14 protein-coding genes are annotated in these 18,719 nt (G+C 48.6%); all 14 read right to left on the bottom strand.

Annotated elements, in window-relative coordinates:
* The gene (gene gvpK / locus L7E55_RS04365; RefSeq protein WP_277442829.1) at window positions 1-309 is read right to left on the bottom strand and encodes a gas vesicle protein GvpK; all 309 of its coding nucleotides are present in this window, start codon (window positions 307-309) and stop codon (window positions 1-3) included.
* A 295-nt stretch (window positions 310-604) separates the two neighbouring features.
* On the bottom strand, window positions 605-1,030 hold the full coding sequence (locus L7E55_RS04360; protein WP_277442828.1) for a hypothetical protein: 426 nt from the start codon (window positions 1,028-1,030) through the stop codon (window positions 605-607).
* A 41-nt stretch (window positions 1,031-1,071) separates the two neighbouring features.
* Window positions 1,072-1,449: a gas vesicle protein gene (locus tag L7E55_RS04355; protein WP_277442827.1), complete on the bottom strand. Its 378-nt coding sequence runs from the start codon at window positions 1,447-1,449 to the stop codon at window positions 1,072-1,074.
* 32 nt (window positions 1,450-1,481) lie between these two features.
* The gene (locus L7E55_RS04350) at window positions 1,482-3,614 is read right to left on the bottom strand and encodes a CDC48 family AAA ATPase (RefSeq protein ID WP_277442825.1); all 2,133 of its coding nucleotides are present in this window, start codon (window positions 3,612-3,614) and stop codon (window positions 1,482-1,484) included.
* Window positions 3,615-3,697: 83 nt separating this feature from the next.
* Window positions 3,698-4,207: an Hsp20/alpha crystallin family protein gene (locus L7E55_RS04345; RefSeq protein ID WP_277442824.1), complete on the bottom strand. Its 510-nt coding sequence runs from the start codon at window positions 4,205-4,207 to the stop codon at window positions 3,698-3,700.
* 466 nt (window positions 4,208-4,673) lie between these two features.
* Window positions 4,674-5,939, bottom strand: a complete 1,266-nt coding sequence (locus L7E55_RS04340) for an aminotransferase class I/II-fold pyridoxal phosphate-dependent enzyme (RefSeq protein ID WP_277442823.1) — start codon at window positions 5,937-5,939, stop codon at window positions 4,674-4,676.
* The gene (locus L7E55_RS04335) at window positions 5,936-6,415 is read right to left on the bottom strand and encodes an Lrp/AsnC family transcriptional regulator (RefSeq protein WP_277442822.1); all 480 of its coding nucleotides are present in this window, start codon (window positions 6,413-6,415) and stop codon (window positions 5,936-5,938) included. The genes L7E55_RS04340 and L7E55_RS04335 overlap by 4 nt, the downstream gene beginning before the upstream one ends.
* 366 nt (window positions 6,416-6,781) lie before the next feature.
* Window positions 6,782-8,143 (bottom strand): germination protein YpeB, encoded by a 1,362-nt coding sequence (ypeB, locus tag L7E55_RS04330; RefSeq protein ID WP_277442820.1) that lies wholly within the window; start codon window positions 8,141-8,143, stop codon window positions 6,782-6,784.
* A gap of 14 nt (window positions 8,144-8,157) precedes the next feature.
* Window positions 8,158-8,853 (bottom strand): spore cortex-lytic enzyme, encoded by a 696-nt coding sequence (gene sleB, locus L7E55_RS04325; RefSeq protein ID WP_277442819.1) that lies wholly within the window; start codon window positions 8,851-8,853, stop codon window positions 8,158-8,160.
* A 246-nt stretch (window positions 8,854-9,099) separates the two neighbouring features.
* Window positions 9,100-12,360, bottom strand: a complete 3,261-nt coding sequence (locus tag L7E55_RS04320) for a type I restriction endonuclease subunit R (RefSeq protein WP_277442818.1) — start codon at window positions 12,358-12,360, stop codon at window positions 9,100-9,102.
* Window positions 12,361-12,374: 14 nt separating this feature from the next.
* Complete coding sequence (locus L7E55_RS04315) at window positions 12,375-13,499, bottom strand: restriction endonuclease subunit S (protein ID WP_277442816.1); 1,125 nt, start codon at window positions 13,497-13,499, stop codon at window positions 12,375-12,377.
* Window positions 13,492-15,093 (bottom strand): type I restriction-modification system subunit M, encoded by a 1,602-nt coding sequence (locus tag L7E55_RS04310; protein ID WP_277442815.1) that lies wholly within the window; start codon window positions 15,091-15,093, stop codon window positions 13,492-13,494. Before L7E55_RS04310 ends, L7E55_RS04315 begins: the two co-directional genes overlap by 8 nt.
* A 26-nt stretch (window positions 15,094-15,119) precedes the next feature.
* On the bottom strand, window positions 15,120-17,708 hold the full coding sequence (locus L7E55_RS04305) for a S8 family peptidase (protein WP_277442814.1): 2,589 nt from the start codon (window positions 17,706-17,708) through the stop codon (window positions 15,120-15,122).
* On the bottom strand, window positions 17,708-18,709 hold the full coding sequence (locus L7E55_RS04300) for an AAA family ATPase (protein ID WP_277442813.1): 1,002 nt from the start codon (window positions 18,707-18,709) through the stop codon (window positions 17,708-17,710). The genes L7E55_RS04305 and L7E55_RS04300 overlap by 1 nt, the downstream gene beginning before the upstream one ends.
* Window positions 18,710-18,719: the final 10 nt, after the last annotated feature.

Below are 18,719 nucleotides of genomic sequence, written 5' to 3'. Positions count from 1 at the left end.
CTACTGCTCTTCTTCCCATCGCCGGGGATCAAGAATCCGGTCCACCACTTCATCCACGATCCGGTCCAGGCCGTCCCGGACACTCTTCACCGACTCGCTGACACCATGCTCACACTTAATGTCCTCAATAGCCCGGTCCAGATCAAGCAACGCCCGGCCCAGCCGCTCGATCTCCGTTTCATTCAGACTGCCGTCCTCCATGCGCGACAGGGCCTGTAATTTTAAGGCATCCTTAATTATCTCCACCAGAGCGATAACCAGGCCCAGTAAACCTTGCTTTAAATTATCCTCGCTGATTTCCAGAGCCAAAGCGGCACCTCTATTCAGTAGTCAGTAGTCAGGAGTCAGTAGTCAGAATATTTTAAGACAAAAAATGCTCTCTATGCCTCCTGTATCCCAAACACTGAATTCTACCTTTTTTCGAATGCTTAAACCTAATCATGACGATACCATTCCGGCTAATTATTTCCAGGTTCCCGAACAGCGGTCGGCTGCCGGAATTAACAATTGATCCAGAATCGCCGCCGGTTTCAAATATGTTCACGAACCACTCTCCTGCCGCAGGCAGCGGGAAGACAGAACTCCTGACTCCTGACTCCTGCTGCTACCTGCCTTCAGAACGCTCGAACCTAATCATGACGATGCCATTCCGGCAGGTTACTTCCGGGTTACCGTAAACCGGCCGGCTGCCGGGATCAACAATTAACACCAGTTCACTTTCGGTTTCAAATATGTCCACAAGGGGTTCACCGGCCACAGGCGGCAGGAAGACAGGATTAAGCCACCAGTGGTTGTATATCTTCTCGCCCGTGCTTATGTCTGCCCGGCAGGGGGCAAATTCAACCGCCGGTTCACCCAGGATGGCCTCGGCGGCGGGATTAAGCGCCTGGCGAATGGCAAGTAAAACCTCCATCTCGCTATCCAGGCCGGCTGCCGCTGACATTCCGGCGATGTCCGCATGACCGCGGCAGTATAGATGCCACCAGACAGCCCGGCTCCGGCTGTCCAGGGCGGCTAATAGCCGCTTCATTTTACTTCATCTAATTGCAATGCAAGCTCCCTCCTCCCGCGCTATACCGGCAAGGACGAGTGGGCATCCAGGCGTTTTTTCGCCTTGGCCGAAATCCACCCGCACCACGGGCACCCCTCTGACAGGAGTTCCTCTTTGGACACCCGCTTTTCACATTGCGGACAGCTTTCCCTCTCCATCTGCGCGTCTTTCCAGGCTACGGTCTCAATATTGGTGCCGGAGGGAAATTCCAGGCCATACCGGGCCGCTGTTTCGAAGGAGGCTAGCGCCGCCCTGATTTTTAAGCCAAGCAATTCCACCCCTGCCACCGACACCAAAATATCGGCATTGATTACCAGGCCTTTGTCGAGCAGGCGGTCTACCAGCGCAGCCAGCGAATCTCCATCACGCTGTTTTTTTGGTTGCAACCCGGCAGTCATCTAAAATTTTCACCTTCTTTGTTTCTTTAGGCTTAACTTGAACCATCCGGTGTCGCCCGCAGCCCGATTTCCGCCAGAGCTTGCCTGAAATGCCTGTGGCAAATCTGTATGCCGGGAGCCCCCTGTGGCGACGAATCATTTCCGGCCAGGTATTCCCGTACCGCAGCGAGGGCCGCCCTGCTGCACAGGTGCCGGATATCCGCGCCGGAGAAACCTTCAGTTTCAACGGCCAGACCGTCTAGATCCACATCTTCCGCGACAGGCTTTTTCCTGGTGTGTACGTCCAGAATTTGCCGGCGGGAAGCCTGCGCGGGCAGTTCCATGCGTAGTTGCAAATCAAACCGTCCCGGGCGCAACAGGGCCGGATCGATTAGATCAAGCCGGTTGGTCGCCCCCAGCACCACTACCCGCCGTAAATCCTCAATACCGTCCATTTCGGTCAATAACTGGCTCAAAACCCGTTCAGAGGCAACCGAACCACTCATTCCCCGGGCAGCGACCAGGGCGTCAATCTCATCAAAAAAAATAATGCATGGGGCCGCTTGGCGAGCCTTATGGAAAACCTCCCGCACGGCTTTTTCCGACTCACCCACCCACTTGGACAGTAAAGCCGGGCCTTTAATCGAGATAAAGTTGGCGTTAGCTTCATTGGCAACCGCCCGGGCCAGCAATGTTTTACCCGTACCGGGCGGACCGTACAAAAGAATTCCCCGCGGCGCCTGAGCACCGGCCTGGTCAAAAAGCTCCGTGTATTTCAAAGGCCATTCAATGGTTTCCCGCAAGTGCTGTTTGACCCCGTCCAATCCACCTACATCCTCCCAATTGGCGCCGGGCACTTCTACCAGAAACTCCCTGGTAGCCGACGGCTCCACTTCCTCCAGCGCCTGCAGGAAATCCTGCATGGATACATGCAGTCGGGCCAGCAGTTCCGGGGATAAACCTTCCGGGTCCATGTAGGGCAGGATTCTTCTCAAACGGTGCATTGCCGCCTCCCGGCAAAGGGCCAGCAAGTCCGCCCCAACGAACCCGCCGGTTAACCCGGCTATCCGCTCCAGGTCCACATCACCGGCCAAGGGCATGCCCCGGGTATGGATTTGCAAGATCTCCAGCCGGCCCTTCTGGTCAGGCACACCAATAATTATTTCCCGGTCGAACCGGCCGGGGCGGCGTAAGGCCGGATCAAGGGAATCCGGTATATTGGTGGCTCCGATGACGATCACTTGTCCGCGTGAAGCCAGGCCGTCCATCAGCGCAAGCAACTGGGCCACCACTCTTTTCTCAACTTCACCGGTAACTTCAGCCCGTTTGGGCGCAATAGCGTCAATTTCGTCCAGAAAAATAATGCTGTTGCCCTTTTTAGCGGCCTTGTCAAAGATCTCCCGTAATTTAGCCTCGCTTTCACCATAATACTTATGGATTATCTCCGGACCATTAACGGACAAAAAGTATGCGTTAGCTTCGCCGGCCACCGCCCGGGCGATTAATGTTTTGCCGGTGCCCGGCGGCCCGCACAGCAGCACACCCTTGGGCGGTTCAATGCCCAGGTGTTGGAAGACAGCCGGGTACTTAAGCGGCAGTTCGATCATCTCCCGGATCCTGGACAGTTCCTTGCCCATCCCGCCGATGTCTTCATAGGTTACTTGACCGGCCTTCTTTAGCCCTGCCACTTTTGTTTGCAGCAATTCCACCACAGTGTCTTTTTTAAGCAGCACAAATCCATCAGGCACGGTTTCCTCAATCATGAATTCCTGGTTCCGCAAGCCTAGCACCGAAATGCGAACTTTATCCCCTTTAACCAATGGTATTCCTTGCAGCGAACGGCTAATGAACGCTTCGTCCAACTGCAGGTTAGATTCCGCGCCGATAGGGGTCAAGACAATTTTTTGGGCGGACCGGCCATTGACAGCGCTGACCTGAACCATCTCACCCAGCGACACTCCGGCGTTTTCCCTGATAATGCCGTCAATCTGCAGCAACTTGCCGCCTCTGTACTCGGCGTAAGCCGGCATAACCCGGGCAGCTGTCCGGCACCCGGAGCCAATAGCAATCAGATCCCCGACGCCCAGACCCAGCTCCTGGATGTCTGCGGGATCCAAACGGGCGATCCCCCTGCCAACATCCTTGCCCATTGCCTTGGTAACTTTAAAGGTAATCTGTCCAGCCACTTTAATAACTTCACCTACCAGCTACTGTCTCCAGACTCTTGTCTCTTGTTTCTATCTCCTGTCTCTTGACTACTGATTATTGACTACTGACTACTATCCTGCACATCCACTAGCACTTCCAAGATACCATTGCGAATATATTTACGCATTGTGCCAGGATTTACTTTTTTAGGCATGGCTATGCACTTACTGAAGGAAACATCTCTCGTTTCAACAGTCATATTAAGTACATTTTCTTTTATATCAAGAGCCACTTCATCATCCGATGCTATCGACAGTTCCGCTACGACACGGATGAAACCGCCCTCATCAAAAACATCAATCACCGGCTCACGTTTTTTTAAGGGAGGCTGCCATTCGACTTCACTCGGTGCAACGTCACCGGGAGCCGGTCTCCTTCTTCCCGGCAGACCCGTTCTCAGAGTAAAGCCATAGCGGGCACCTGTTCCCTGCTGCCCGTGGAAGTCGCCTAATGTTCCAAACCTGTTAATTTCCGTCTTCCCTTCGGCGTCCATTTTTTGCACCAGTTCGACCAGTTCACCGATACCTCTCAAAACATTACCCAGAATACTGCTTTCGTCACCGTTTTTCACCAATTATCACCCTCAGGACGGCCGCTTTTGTCCGGCTTTTATGAGCGGCGCCTTTTTATAGATGGTTTATTATTTAACCGTAACCCACCTTTTTCAGATATATGCAATCCCTGGACTTCATGTGACTGTTAAGGATACGTTTTATGCATAATATGCTTAGCGTATGATGACAATAACGGTTAATAATTTCCATATTTCGCAAAACACTGGCTTGCAACAGATTAATAAGAAGAACAAATTCGCCGGCAACCTTTGGGTATACAACGCGGCTCATGTTTGGCCCCTATAAATGTACGAACTCTATCGCCCTCGGGTTCGGTCAAACTCGGCGCTTTGCGCCTCAAACAGTTCCCTCACTTATCCACTAATCACAGAAAGCAAAACCCCGGCGGCGCCGGGGCTGGATATATCCTCTTACAGTAATTTAACTTGCCCTCAATCAAATTTTCTTAATAAATAACCTCTCTTATGGCAAGGCTAGAACAGTCCCTACTTGCTCTTCTTTTTCATTCTGCACAGGCTTTCTGAAAGAAGCAGTCAATACTTTCCCCCGTGACAGCCTGCGCTTGACGAAGCTGCCCATCCTCTTTAGCGCTTCACCCAAATCTTCCCAGGAGGCCGCATATGCGCAGCGGACAAATCCTTCACCCTGCTCTCCGAAAGCGTCGCCCGGCACCACCAGCACTTTTTCTTCTTTGAGCAACTGCATGGCGAACTCCTCCGAGGACAGCCCGGTGCTCCTTATGTCGGGAAACGCGTAAAATGCGCCGCGCGGCTCGAAACACGGCAGCCCCATTTCACGAAAAGCTTCCACGACCAGCCGGCGGCGGCGGTTATACATGTCAATCATTTTGCGCATTTCTCTCCGGCCGTTCTTTAGCGCCTCCAGGGCGGCAACCTGGGCGGTAATCGGGGCGCATAACATGGTGTACTGGTGGATCTTGGTCATGGCTGAAATAAAGTCGCCGTTGCCGGCCGCGTATCCGACGCGCCAGCCAGTCATGGCGTAAGCCTTGGAGAATCCGTTCAACAACACCGTCCGCTCGCGCATTCCCGGCAGGGAAGAAACACAAGTATGCTCTCCCACATAAGTTAGTTTGTCATATACTTCATCGGAGATGACAATCAGGTTATGCGCAGCGGCCACTTCTGTCATTTCCAGGAGGTTTTGCCGGTCAATAGTGGCGCCGGTGGGGTTGTTCGGATAGCTTAATACAAGAATCTTGGTCTTTGGAGTAATAGCCTTTTCAACTTGCTCCCCAGTTAACTGAAAACCGTTTTCCGCTGCTGTACTTATATAAACCGGTTTGCCACCGGTTAAAATGACGCAAGGCGCGTAGGAAACATATGACGGCTGGGGAATCAATACCTCGTCCCCGGGCTGGAGCAGGGCGCGCATGGCCAGATCCAGGCCTTCACTGACCCCGACAGTTACCAGAATTTCACTGCGCGGGTTATAGTCTACTTTATAGGTATCATGGATGTCCCGGGCAATCTCCTCGCGCAGTTCCAGCATCCCGTGGTTCGAGGTGTACATGGTGTAGCCTTTTTCCAGTGAATATAAGCAAGCTTCCCGGATATGCCAAGGCGTTACAAAGTCCGGCTCACCTACCCCCAGCGAAATGATGCCTTTTACTTCCGTAACCAAATCAAAAAAGCGCCTGATGCCGGAAGGCGGCAGATCACGCACAGCCGGGTTAATCATTTCCGACCAGTCAGTTTGTAAAGTCATGGTACGATCACCTGCCTTCTGTCTTCTTCTGCGTCATCAGTGATGACACCATGATGCTTATAAGTTTTTAAGACAAAATGAGTCGCGGTGCTTAGAACATATTCCATCGAGGCCAGTTTAAAGGAGACAAAATGAGCAACCTCCTTCATTGTGCCACCTTCTATCATCACCATCAGGTCATAAGCGCCCGACATCAATCTGACACTCCGCACCTCGGGGAACCGGTAAATGCGCTCGGCCACCGCGTCAAAACCCACGTCCCGCTGCGGTGATATTTTCACCTCAATCATTGCGGTAACCTTCTCGGATCCGAATTTATCCCAGTCAACCAGTGTAAAATAACCCTGGATTAGTTTTTTTTCTTCCGACTCTTTAATAATCCGCGCAACTTCTTCCTCATCCCGGCCGAGCATTGTGGCAATCTGCCCGGCGGTAAGCCTGGCGTCGGATTCGAGAAGTTCCAGTATTTCTTTCAATCCATATCACTCCTTCGTGATGAACTGACAAAAAAAACCCGCCCCCAAAAGGGACGGGATTTTCTCGCGGTACCACCCTAATTGGCCGCATACTGCACCCATTTTGGGTTTTCTATGCAGCCCTCTCCTGCCAGTTAACGGCGGCAAGCCGGCGGCGGCTTATTCTCCTTAAAAGGATTTTTCACCCGCGGCATCCGGGGCGGCCCCTGGCGCTTTCCTCGACCGGGCTTGCACCAAACCCCGGCTCGCTGGCGATTACAGCGCTTTTCTTCCCCTTCATAGCCTTGCGTATGCTTGATAAATTCATAAAATTATAGTTATTTTAGCACAAGCGCAACGAGGTGTCAACCGGAAAAGGCTGGACAGTTACATAGTCAATGTGCCGCCAGGTGTCTCGATTAGTTTTAAAACATTTTCCTCCCGCCCGTTAACAGCGTCAATATAAATTAAGTAGGAGTCCTCCCCCAATTTGCCATGGAATTCGTAAGCCAGTTTTTCATCTGAAACGCCAACCGGGATGAGCACAAGATCTCCTCCGGATACGTTTAATCGCGGGTTAATTGCCGCGCGCGCATGCTCGCGCGAAATGGCCGCTTCCGGCAGGGCGCGCTGCTTGTGGGACATCAGGTAACCGGAGGTTTCTGTTCCGGTAACTTCGCCGTTGTCTAAAGCAACGGTCACCTTCACCAAATCTGGATAGAGGGTAACACCATTCTGCAGCGCCGCGAAGTTAAAAGTGGCTGAATTTCCATGACGCTGAAAATATGTCGAGCGCATTTCCCCGAAACCACGGCCGGCCAGGAATCGCAAGGCTTTCTGCCGCGCTTCGTCAATGCTGACACTCTGAGTGCCGGTCGGCCGGGAATTCATCATCCAGATCACCTTGCCGCCCTGCCGGGACACATCCAGTATTGTTGCCGTGCCGTCCTGCCCACCTACCCGGGTCACTTCCACCCGGTGTGCCGGAATGCGCCCGTTGGTTGTCCCGGTAACCCTGGCCTGATATTCGGCGCTACCCTGCTTGTCAATAAAAGCTAGCGCTCTTTGCTCCGCTTCCGGCGCGTCCACATCGCTCATTCCGTTTAAATCCTCGGGCTCTGTTCGTTCCAGGTGTTCTGAATAAGGCCCGTCATAGATCAGCGCGGGGTAGCGCTGCATCTGTTTATCCATTGCCTGAAAATCAGTCTTGGCAAGGTCATCCGGAGGTTTTTGCAGTTTATTTCTAACCTGACGCACCATTTCTCCGAAATAAAAATTATTTTGAGCAACGCCGGCCTGCATTCCCTGCAGCTCACTGTTCAATGCGGTCGCCTGCTGGTAAAGACTGTTCAGGGTATCCCAGTGCTTGGTGTCAATAGCTTCACCCTGATTGACCTGCCGGGCTAAACTGTCCGCATAATCTCCCACCTGGCTTAGAAACTTGGCCGTGCGCCCGGCCATTGCATCGTTTAACGGCAGTTGCCCGAGGTTGGACTGGGCAAATGCCGCCTGCTGGCGAATATCCATCAGCAGATTGCTGTCCAGGCGCGGGTCTGAAGCAACCATGCTTTTTGACAAGAGCACTTCAAGACTTTGTGTTTGGCTTGCCAGGTCGTAAAAAGCGCGCTGGTATTTATTGCTTAAATAATTTTCCAGTTGACGGTTGGCCGTGTACTGGCTGTAGCCCCAGGAACCGGCCGCCGCCAGCGCCAGCAGACCGATGACCCCGGCTAAAATCCACTTTCTCATCAATCAACCCCCCTTCACTGGGCAAAAACGTGATTGCCGATTTGGGTAACAATATTTCTGCTCCATATCCATGGGCTTACTGATTTGGCCGGGTTCCAGAAAAAGAGCGATCCGCCTGAAGGGTCATACCCGCTCATGGCCATCTGGGCGGCCTGGAGGGATTCCTCGCTTAAAGGCCGGTAAGCTTGTCCGTTCTCAATCGACTCGAAAGCTTCAGGCTGAAAAATTACGCCGCTAATTGAATGCGGGAAAGAAGCGCTTTTTGTCCGGTTTAATATGACCGCGCCCACAGCTACTTTGCCGACCAGCGGTTCGTCCGCCGCTTCGCCTTCAATCACCCGCGCCAGGAGCGTAACATCACCCCGGTCGGTGGCCGCTCCTCTGGAAACTGCCGGCGCCTCATTGGGGACGCTTAATCCGAGAGCGTCCCAGGTAGCCTGCCCCACTATACCATCGGGAGGGATGCCGTTGCTTTGCTGGAAGTTACTGACTGCCCGAAAGGTATCATTGCCATAAAACCCGTCCAAGCTGCCATTATAATATCCCCATTGGTTAAGCCGTTGTTGCACGCTGATAACGTCATCCCCGGCGCTTCCCCAGTACAGGGTGGGGTTTTGCGCCGCGGCTTGCCTTCCGTGCAGTGAAAACAGTCCAATTGTCAGCGCCAGCAGGCAGGCTGCGTAAATTAATAATTTCTTTTTCGAAGACAAACCATTGCCGTTAATTGCTCATCACCCCCTGGCATTTTGATAATAATTTGATAATATTTTGTCTATCACCCCAAATTTTATGTAGGGCTGCCGGTAATTTTTCGAAAAAAAAAGACCTTTTGATAAAGGCACGGTTTAATAGGGAAACTTATTGAACCATACCCCAAACCGATACGGAAAAGCGAAGGAGAGGCGTTGTCCCGCAAGGGATAGCGCCTCTCCTTCGCATATAAAACACATATATGCTTATTCTCGGCTTGGCTTTTTCGTTTGATAATCGTTAACAGGAGCCTCTGCAACTTTATTATATTTATAGTACTCATTATCGTATACCGACTCACGAACAACGTAATCATTTGAAGTCCAAATGTCTGCAAGATTTTCAGCTTGCTTCATAACGAGATCTACGGCCATTTTTTGTTTGTCAGGAGGATAGCCGTATTTATTCAGTATTCTGCGGACTATCACCATGAGTCGCGCACGAACGCTTTCTTTTATTGTCCAATCGATGGTCGCATTCTTTTTGACCTTATCAGCTATTTCGCGAGCAATCGCACGAAGCTGGTCATTCCCAAGCACCTTAACTGCGCTGTCATTGGTTTCCAAAGCATCGTAAAAAGCGAGCTCGTCTTCGGAGAGGCCCATTTCCTCTCCGCGTTTATCAGCTTTGTTAATCTCCTTGGCAATGCGAATAAGCTCCTCGATGATTTCTGCGGTGGTCAACAGGTTGTTTTGATACCGTTTAATCGCAGCCTCGAGCATATCCATCAGGGATTTTGACTTGGTTAGGTTGTGCTTTGAACGCATCTTGATTTCGTCGTTAAGTATCTTTTTGAGAAGCTCAATGGCCACATTTTTGTATTGCATTCCCTCGATTTCTTTGAGGAACTCCTCTGACAGGATGGAGAGCTCAGGTTTCTCCATGCCTGCGGCGCTGAAGATATCTATGACCTGCTCTGAGGCGATTGCGGAATCGACGATGTTCTTGATAACTGTATCGTAACCATCACCGCCTCCGGCACCACCGGTCTCAAACTTCGCCAGCCTTGCCTTAACCGCCTGGAAGAATGCGATCTCCTCGGCGTTGTCTATCGTGGCCTGGTCGGGCTTGGCCAGAGCGTAAGCCTGCCCAAGTAGAGTGACTTCTTTTATGAAGCGTGACTTGCCGTCCTCGATATTAAGGATGAAGTCCTCGGCGCGCAGGATTAGGGACAGTTTATCTTTCACTGCCGCATCGAAAAAACCCGAATAATCAAATCCATGCAGAAGCTGGCGCACCACCTCCAGCTTTTCAATCATGATGGCGACGGCCTTTTCATGGGTCTCGGCGGGGACACCTTTACCACCACTCTCGGCATAGAAGCCGAGGGCCTTTTTCAGATTTGTGGCAATTCCTATGTAATCCACGATCAGACCGCCAGGCTTGTCTTTAAATACACGATTGACGCGGGCAATGGCCTGCATTAGGTTGTGATCCTTCATGGGCTTATCTATATACATCGTGTTGAGGCACGGCGCATCAAATCCGGTCAGCCACATATCGCGAACAATAACAAATTTGAGGGGATCATCCTCATCCTTAAGGCGCTGCGCCAAGGCTTTCCGCTGGGTCTTGGTGGTATGGTGCTTTTGGAGCTTCGGACCGTCGGAGCTGCTCGTGGTCATAACCACTTTTATAACACCCTTGTCCAAGTCATTGCTGTGCCATTCGGGGCGCTGGCTAATAATTTCATCGTATAGGTCGGCAGCAATACGGCGGCTCATCGCGACGATCATAGCCTTGCCTTCGAAGACCTGTTCTCGCTCTTCAAAATGCGTGACTATGTCTTTGGCCAGTGTCGTTATTCTATCCTTATTACCTACGATGGCTTCGAGCTTTGCCCATTTTAGTTTGGCAGCCTTAGCCTCGTCTACCTCTCCTATATCATCGAGCTCAGCATCAAACTGTTCGATCAGCTTCTTGCCTTCCTCGGTGAGGTTAACTTTTGCCAAACGGCTTTCGTAATAAATACGAACGGTAACTTTATCCTCAACCGCCTGGGCGATGTCGTAAATATCAATATAATTACCAAAGACCGCCGGTGTGTTTGCGTCCTGCTTTTCAACCGGCGTCCCGGTAAAGCCTATGAATGTCGCATTCGGAAGGGCATCACGTACATACTTAGCAAATCCATAGGCGATGCGCTGACCGGTCACCTGTTTGTTTTCATCCTTGATGTCACGCAACTTCGCATTGAATCCGTACTGTGTACGGTGCGCTTCATCGGCAATAACGATGATGTTGTCGCGTGAAGATAGCAACTCATAAACCGACTGGTCGTTGTCAGGGACGAACTTCTGAATCGTTGTAAATACAATGCCGCCGGACGCTACCCTCAACAGAGTTTTTAGTTCCTCGCAGGACTGCGCTTGGCGGGGTGGTTGACGGAGCAGATCGCTGTTATCCGCAAAGGTGTCAAAAAGCTGATCGTCAAGGTCGTTGCGATCAGTGATGACCAAAACGGTCGGATTATTTAGAGTCTGCACGATCTTGCCGGTATAGAAGACCATCGAGAGCGATTTGCCAGCACCCTGAGTATGCCATACCACACCGGCTTTCTTTGTGCCGCCGCTTTTAGCTGCTTCTTCGGTGCTGGCGACCGCCTTGTTTACGGCGTAATACTGATGGTATGCTGCGATCTTCTTTACCGTTTCAACCTTAACGACTTTGGTAACCTTGTCCTCGCTCTTGGATTTTTCATACGTTATGAAGTTATGGATATAGTCCAGTAGTGTGGCAGGGGTACAAAGACCGTGAATCAGTGTTGACAGCTCATCATCAAACTTGGACGCCTCGTTTATACCATCTTTCGTTTTCCATGCACTATATCTGGAATAGGAAGCAGTTAATGATCCCGACTTGGCCTCAAGCCCGTCAGACACGATGCAGATCTCATTAAACGTAAAGAGGCTCGGAATAGTCACTTTGTACGTCTCTATCTGATCGAATGCCTTCCGGATAGTGGCGTTTTCATCAGCTGGATTTTTTAGTTCGAATAACACCACCGGGATTCCGTTTATAAACAAAAGAACATCCGGACGCTTGTTGTTATTATTTTCAATGATGGTGTATTGATTGATGACGAGGAACTCATTATTCTTAACGCCATCAGTAGTAAAATCGCAGACACGAACATAGTCGCCGACGATGTCATTACCTTTGCGATATTCCACAGGAATGCCGTCAATCAGCATCCGATGGAAGGCTTCATTGTCAGCAAGCATATTTGAGGACGCAATACGGGAGAGTTTCTTTATTGCGCTCTCGATTGCATCTCTTGGTATTGTCGGATTCAGTTTTACCAGCGCGCGCTCAAGACGTCCTATAAGCAGTATATCGCCGTAGCTGTTTCTTTCGGCACCAGGCTCATCAGGCGCAATATCCACACCAGCAACATAGGTGTAGCCAAGGGAGACTAGCTCCTCGATCGCCATTATTTCAATTTCAGACTCACAGAGCTTTGGCAAGGTGTATCCCTCCTTTACTGTTTCACACGAACTTCTCCACTGATGAGCTTGGGCAACAGCGTGTCGCGGAGTTTTTGCAGGGTGAGAATTTGGGCTTGATTCCTGCTCACCTTATCCATCATGGGTGTCATTATTTCGTTGAACTCAATCAATCGTTTTTCATCCGGTTCGGGTGTTTCTATCTCTAAGATATACTCTGGCCTTATCCGCTGGTGGCTTCCACTTGTCCCTGTGGTGCTCATCGCAAAACTGGATACCACATCTTTCGATTTCATCAAGCAATACAGGAAAAGGTAATGTTTTTCATTATGTGGCTTCAACACTTGAAATTCGGTGGAGCAAACACTGTTTGGCTTTACATGTTTATCGATTCGCCAAACACGAGGCGTAATCGGATTTAGCTTAGAAACCAGAATAACGTTGGGTGGCACTATGAACTTGTTGCTCAGTATTGTCTTTCCCAATTCGACTGCCGGGGTTTGGGCATTATCAAACGCTGGGATGCTATAATGATAAAAAGGTTCCAACGGTTGTCGCGCCGGATTGATGCTGTTATTTTCAAGGGTGGCAATCTGCGACACTGGGATAGTATTATTGTCATTATCCTCAATAAACCATTGCCGGTAATACGTCTGCGCCAAGGCCTCCAATGTAGCGTTCTGCCGAGTGAGCAGGTCGACTTTATCGTCGAGGGAGGAGAGGACTTCGGCGATGGCATCTTGTATCGGTCGTGGTGGTAATGTAACAATAATTGATCTCAACATTTCTTGATTAAGTTTCGGTTGTGCTGAACCAGTTATATACTGGTCTAGGTCAATGCTGTTCAAAATGTAGTAGATCAATGCTTGATTGCTTAATTCATTAGAAGAAACAATGTGAGCGTGGTTGTTTACCCAGAATTGTCCCTTGACCTGAAAAGCGACATTGCTCTGGCGCGATTTTAGATTCTCTCCATCTTCGGCAATGAGCAAGTAAGAACCATCGAAAATATAATCATCAATGTAATCGATGATTCCTTGGGCACCGTAATAGGGATAGACTCCTTTTCTCTTTTCACGTTGCATGGTGGAAAGAGGAATTCTCTTGCTGTCATGAATGTCAATCACTGAGCCAAGATTGTATTCTCTCCACTCACTCACCACTTGCCACCTCTACTTTCGCGAGGTTTTCACGGATGCGATTGTCAAGAGCGACGCACACCGCCATCTGAGCCTCGAGCTCAGCTGTCAGTGTGCGGACACGCTCAGTAAAGTCAAAATCATCCTCATCATCTGGTAATCCAATATAGCGGCCTGGTGTTAGCACATAATCAAGCGCAGCAATTTCTGCGACTGTTGCGGATTTACAAAAACCGGGAATGTCCTCATACGCTCCATTATTCTTCTTCCAATTGTGATAAGTATCTGCGATGGTCTTAGTATCATCTGGTGTGAATTCACGTGTCCTACGGTTAATGAGTGTCCCCATATTACGGGCATCGATGAATAATACTTTGTTCCGGCGTGGGTGGTTCGAGTTACTTTCCTTTTCGCGGGAGAGGAACCACAGGCAGGCAGGAATCTGCGTGTTCAGGAACAGCTTTGTTGGCAGGTTGACGATGCAGTCCACAAGCCCAGCATCCACTAGGGCTTTACGGATTTTATCCTCACCGTTTGTCTTGCTAGATAGTGATCCTTTCGCTAATACAAACCCAGCCATTCCCTCCGGGTTCAGGTGATAAAGGAAGTGCTGAATCCATGCGTAATTTGCATTTCCGGCTGGGGGCGGGTTGTCTTTACCGCCGTACTGCCAACGTCCGTCATTTTTCAATAGCTCACCGCTCCAGTCGCTGTCGTTAAATGGCGGATTAGCTATGACAAAGTCCGCTTTCAGGTCTGGATGTGCGTCGTTCAGGAAAGATCCTTCGTTATTCCACTTTACGTTTGAGCTGTCGATTCCACGAAGAGCAAGGTTCATCTTGCACAAACGCCAGGTAGTCTGGTTGCTTTCCTGACCGTAGATGGATACCACGCGATCAAAGAGCTTGTCTATCTCGCGCGCTTTGCCATTATAACGATCAGCATGGGCTTCTATGAATTTCTCGCTTTGGACAAACATTCCGCCGCTGCCACAGCACGGGTCAAATACGCGGCCTTCATAGGGCTCAAGCATTTCCACCAGTAACTGAACAACGCACCTTGGCGTATAGAACTGTCCGCCCTTTTTCCCTTCCGCAAGGGCGAACTGACCGAGAAAATATTCATACACTCTTCCGAGGACATCGTTGGAGCGTGACACACTGTCGCCAAGGGCAATTGTACTGATCAGGTCGATCAGACCACCGAGGGACTGCTTGTCTAGCTTCTCCTTGGCATACTCTTTGGGAAGCACACCCTTCAGGGAAGGGTTGTCCTTCTCGATGGCGTCCATAGCGTCGTCAACGTCTTTGCCGATGGTGGAAAGTTTCGCTCGACCTTGGAGATAGTCCCAACGAGCCTGCGGTGGCACGTAAAAGACATTCTCAGCGCGATATTCATAGGGATCATTGGGGTTTGCACCCTCATAATCGCCCTCGCCGGATTCCAGCTTGCGGTATAACTCATAGAAGTTGTCCGAGATATACTTCAAGAATATAAGCCCCAATACGATGTGCTTGTACTCGGCGGCGTCCATATTTTTACGCAACTTGTCGGCAGATGCCCAAAGCACCTGTTCGACGGGTTGCTCTTTTGTTTCCTTTTTCTTCTTTGCCATATATACTTACCTCCAAAAAACGATAGTTATACTGTAATTCTCGGGCTGATCTTTGTCGACACCCTTTCGTAAACATCAATGTTAACAGTAGCGTCTATTTCAAAAGAAACCATTAATGCATACGGGACAGAGCCGCTGAAATTGTCATCTGCGACATTGGCACAATTAACTTTTAACTGAATGACATCGTCAGTACCCCATACAACAATTTCGTTGTTTTCAAATATCTCATGTTGTAAGCTTCCTCTTCTTGCAGCTTGCCAATCTACATCAATACGGTTGTCAATCAAGTGCTTTTTGGCACCTTCTATTGAGAACCACAGTTGTGCTGAACGATATGCCTGTCGAGAAGGTGTAATAGGAGAGAAACAGGCCAATGTGGCAGTCAATCTCCGAAGTATTTTTTCACGGCTGAATTCGTCAAAAGGCAGAGGTAAATCGAAAAGGTGGGCTTCACCATCTTTTAACTCACCATATCCAATCAGTGTTATACGATTTTTGGTACATTCAACTGACTTGTCAATGTTGGGTTTCCCGTACCCGAAGAATCTATATACAAAGTCTGATGCTCTTTGTGGGGACCCAAGAGCAAAATTAAATTTCTTAAAAAGTTCGCCCCATTCAGCTCCGTGAATTAACATAGCTTTGATAAGCAACGCAGTAAATTCGTAAGGCAGAACTTCTCCAGCATCACTAAAAACATCCGATAATGTATCAAAACACCGAGAGGCTTCATGCGAAGTTATTGCAGCAGCATTGCTTGTACCATATGAATACATTATTTTTTGGGCACCACCTGTTATATCAAATGGGGCAGCAGAAACAGTTCCCGGCGCTTTTGTTAAAGTCTCACGCCAATGTAGTTTAGTGGTACTCATAATGTTTTGCATTACAGTATTTCTGCCGCCGTAATAAATAATGTCAGGTTTAATGGAATTGTTTAATCCACGACCAAGAGCACTTATCGGACTTACCATGTCATCCGAACAAGGGAGAATTTGGCGCGCATCTGGGGTGTAAACTGAATCATCTGAAAACGTCGCTCCTACAGTCAGAGCATTCATGCTTTCTGCAGGAGAAAGTAATCTTTGAAAACGTAAATTATTGTTTAAGTGTCGTATGATAACCTCATCTCGTTGTTCCATACTGAGATCAGAAAAATCACTAAAGGACATCCCTACATCCATATCGTCTGAATGATTACCCGCGCTCACAACGAAAAGAACCCTGTATGTAAAGCTTAACCAATCAAGTAAGCGTGCCAGAGGGCTCATCAGTCGATCAAAAATCCGACACGGAAAACCAATAGAAAGATTTATAACCCTTACACTGGGAGCAACGCGACCGGCATCAGGTTCAAAAAGTCTGCGCACGGCTTCATGAACCTTGTCGACAATCAAAATGTCATCCGGAATTTCTTCTCCTGTTCCATTGAGAGTACTCTTGGACTTCATTATTGGTCTGACATAAATTTTATGTGTGACTTGGTGCCGGATATTATTTATGTCTCCATGTGCAATCAATGAAGCCATAGAAGTACCATGCATCCTTGCTGATACTGTGTAATGGGCAGCGTAGTTATCGGGATCGTCAACATTCAGCAGACCGTTTAAATAAGGGTGATTTTCTTGGGGCAATCCGTCAAATAGTGCAATAATTGGTTCATCACTGACAATGGAAGGTACGTTAACTTGTAGAGTGCTGTCTGAAATATTATCACCAGAAATTATCACGCTTTGTCCTACGGCTTGAAAGAACATTATTTGCTCGGCAGAAGCAAGAGCTACATCTTTTTTATCAATAATGGATTGAACTGTTTGTCGCGGCAAAGAGGCCAGAAGTGCATGATAATTGATTGCGTCAATAACCGTACTTCCTAATACTTGTCCCCCAGCTGATTGAATTAGATCTTTTACATCATTTTCTCGGCGTTGCTGTAGCTCCTTCGACTTTCTGTAAAAAAGTTCGATTTCACACTTTACTTCACTGAGCTCAGGTTCTAATTGCAAATCCTCTTTCCATGCTTCTAAAATACCGGTCTCCTCAATCCGTTCCTTATAGCCCCAAAAGTGAATATCGATGAGATTATTGAAAACATCTCGGAGCCCTGTTTTGCCGGTAGGGAAACTCATATTTGGATTTTTTGCATAGCTCTTCCACAGCGATACCATCTCTTCAAGGGCACGGTTATTCGCAAGAATACAATAAACTTTGCCGGTAAATTTGGACTTAGTTTCATCCCTTGATATTGTTTTTGTATGTTTATCCATCTTGCAGACATAAAAATCATCCGTAACAAGCATATATTCAGATGTATCAAATATCCATTCGACATCGTCCCCAAGATTTTTTACAGCAGTATAAAAAGATTTCAACTCTCCTGACACCTCGAAGACAAGAGTCTTTTCAGGCTCTATTCCTGTAGGTGACTGTTGAAGAAGTATTTTATTATTATCAATTACTTTCTGAAGGGCTTCCAACTTTGGTTCGAGTCGAGATGCCTGTCTTGAATGAGAGGGGAAACCTATTTTAGGTGATCCACCGCCTTTAGTGTTCCTGTCAGCAGTATTGGGTTTACCAAATAAAATAATTGGCCTTTCTGGTCTTTCGGGCATTATTCTACACCTTCTTCCTGACCTTTATCTATGTTGCCTTGCGCACTGGTAAGATAAAGGCTCAATTCTGTCTGTGTAATACTTTTTGCATTGCCATCGGGTAATTTTAAAACATATTTTCGATAAACAGATAATGCAAACTCTTCTGCTTCGGCATAGCTTTTTCCTAAAAATTTTTTTGCCAATGTAGAAGGCTCTAATCCAAAATCAAAGCCAACACGGCTCTCAAACTGTGCAAACCACAATTCTAAATCCCGACGTGAAGGCTTGGGGAGCGATAAGCGTAATTGAAAACGCCTCCATGCAGCTCTATCCAAGAGCGCATCGTGGTTTGTCGCTGCAATTACAATAACGTAGCTTGGTAAAGAATCAATTTGCAGTAGTAAAGAGCTGACTACCCTTTTTATTTCTCCGGTCTCATGCGTATCGCCGCGTTCTTTTCCAAGAGTCTCAAATTCATCAAAAAACAAGACGCACTGTCTTGTCTTAGCGTAATCAAAAAGTTTTCCGAGTCGAGTAGCTGTTTCGCCAAGATATGCACCAACAATGCTTTCATATTTTACCGTTAGCAAGGGCAACATCAAAGCTTCGGCAATAGCCTCAGCCAATGATGTTTTCCCATTTCCAGGCGGGCCAACAAGAAGAACTTTATTGCGGGGTTCTAATCCATGTGAACGTAACAAATCGGCACGTGACTGCTCTTCTATCAAATCACGGCAGCTATCCACAACTGATTGAGGCAATAGCAACTGTTCGAGTTTTCTGGCAGGAATCTTTTCAATAAATAAGCTCTGTTCACCATTTCGCACTGAAGGTTGAGAAATATCCCTCATCAATGGTCTGTTTTGAATCCTCAGCAACTCTTCAACTTTATTTGCCAACACACCGTGCTGTTTTGCCCGTTCTTCTGCGCAGATAGCTTCTGCTACCTTGCGGAAATTAGGATTGTCATTGTTTAAGCCATATTTTATTAAATCATAGAGCAAATCTGCTCTTGCCATTTTCAACACC

Origin of the sequence: Pelotomaculum isophthalicicum JI (genome assembly GCF_029478095.1) — a bacterium.
Taxonomy (GTDB): Bacteria; Bacillota; Desulfotomaculia; order Desulfotomaculales; family Pelotomaculaceae; genus Pelotomaculum_D; species Pelotomaculum_D isophthalicicum.
This window is presented reverse-complemented; position numbering and strand designations above follow the sequence as displayed.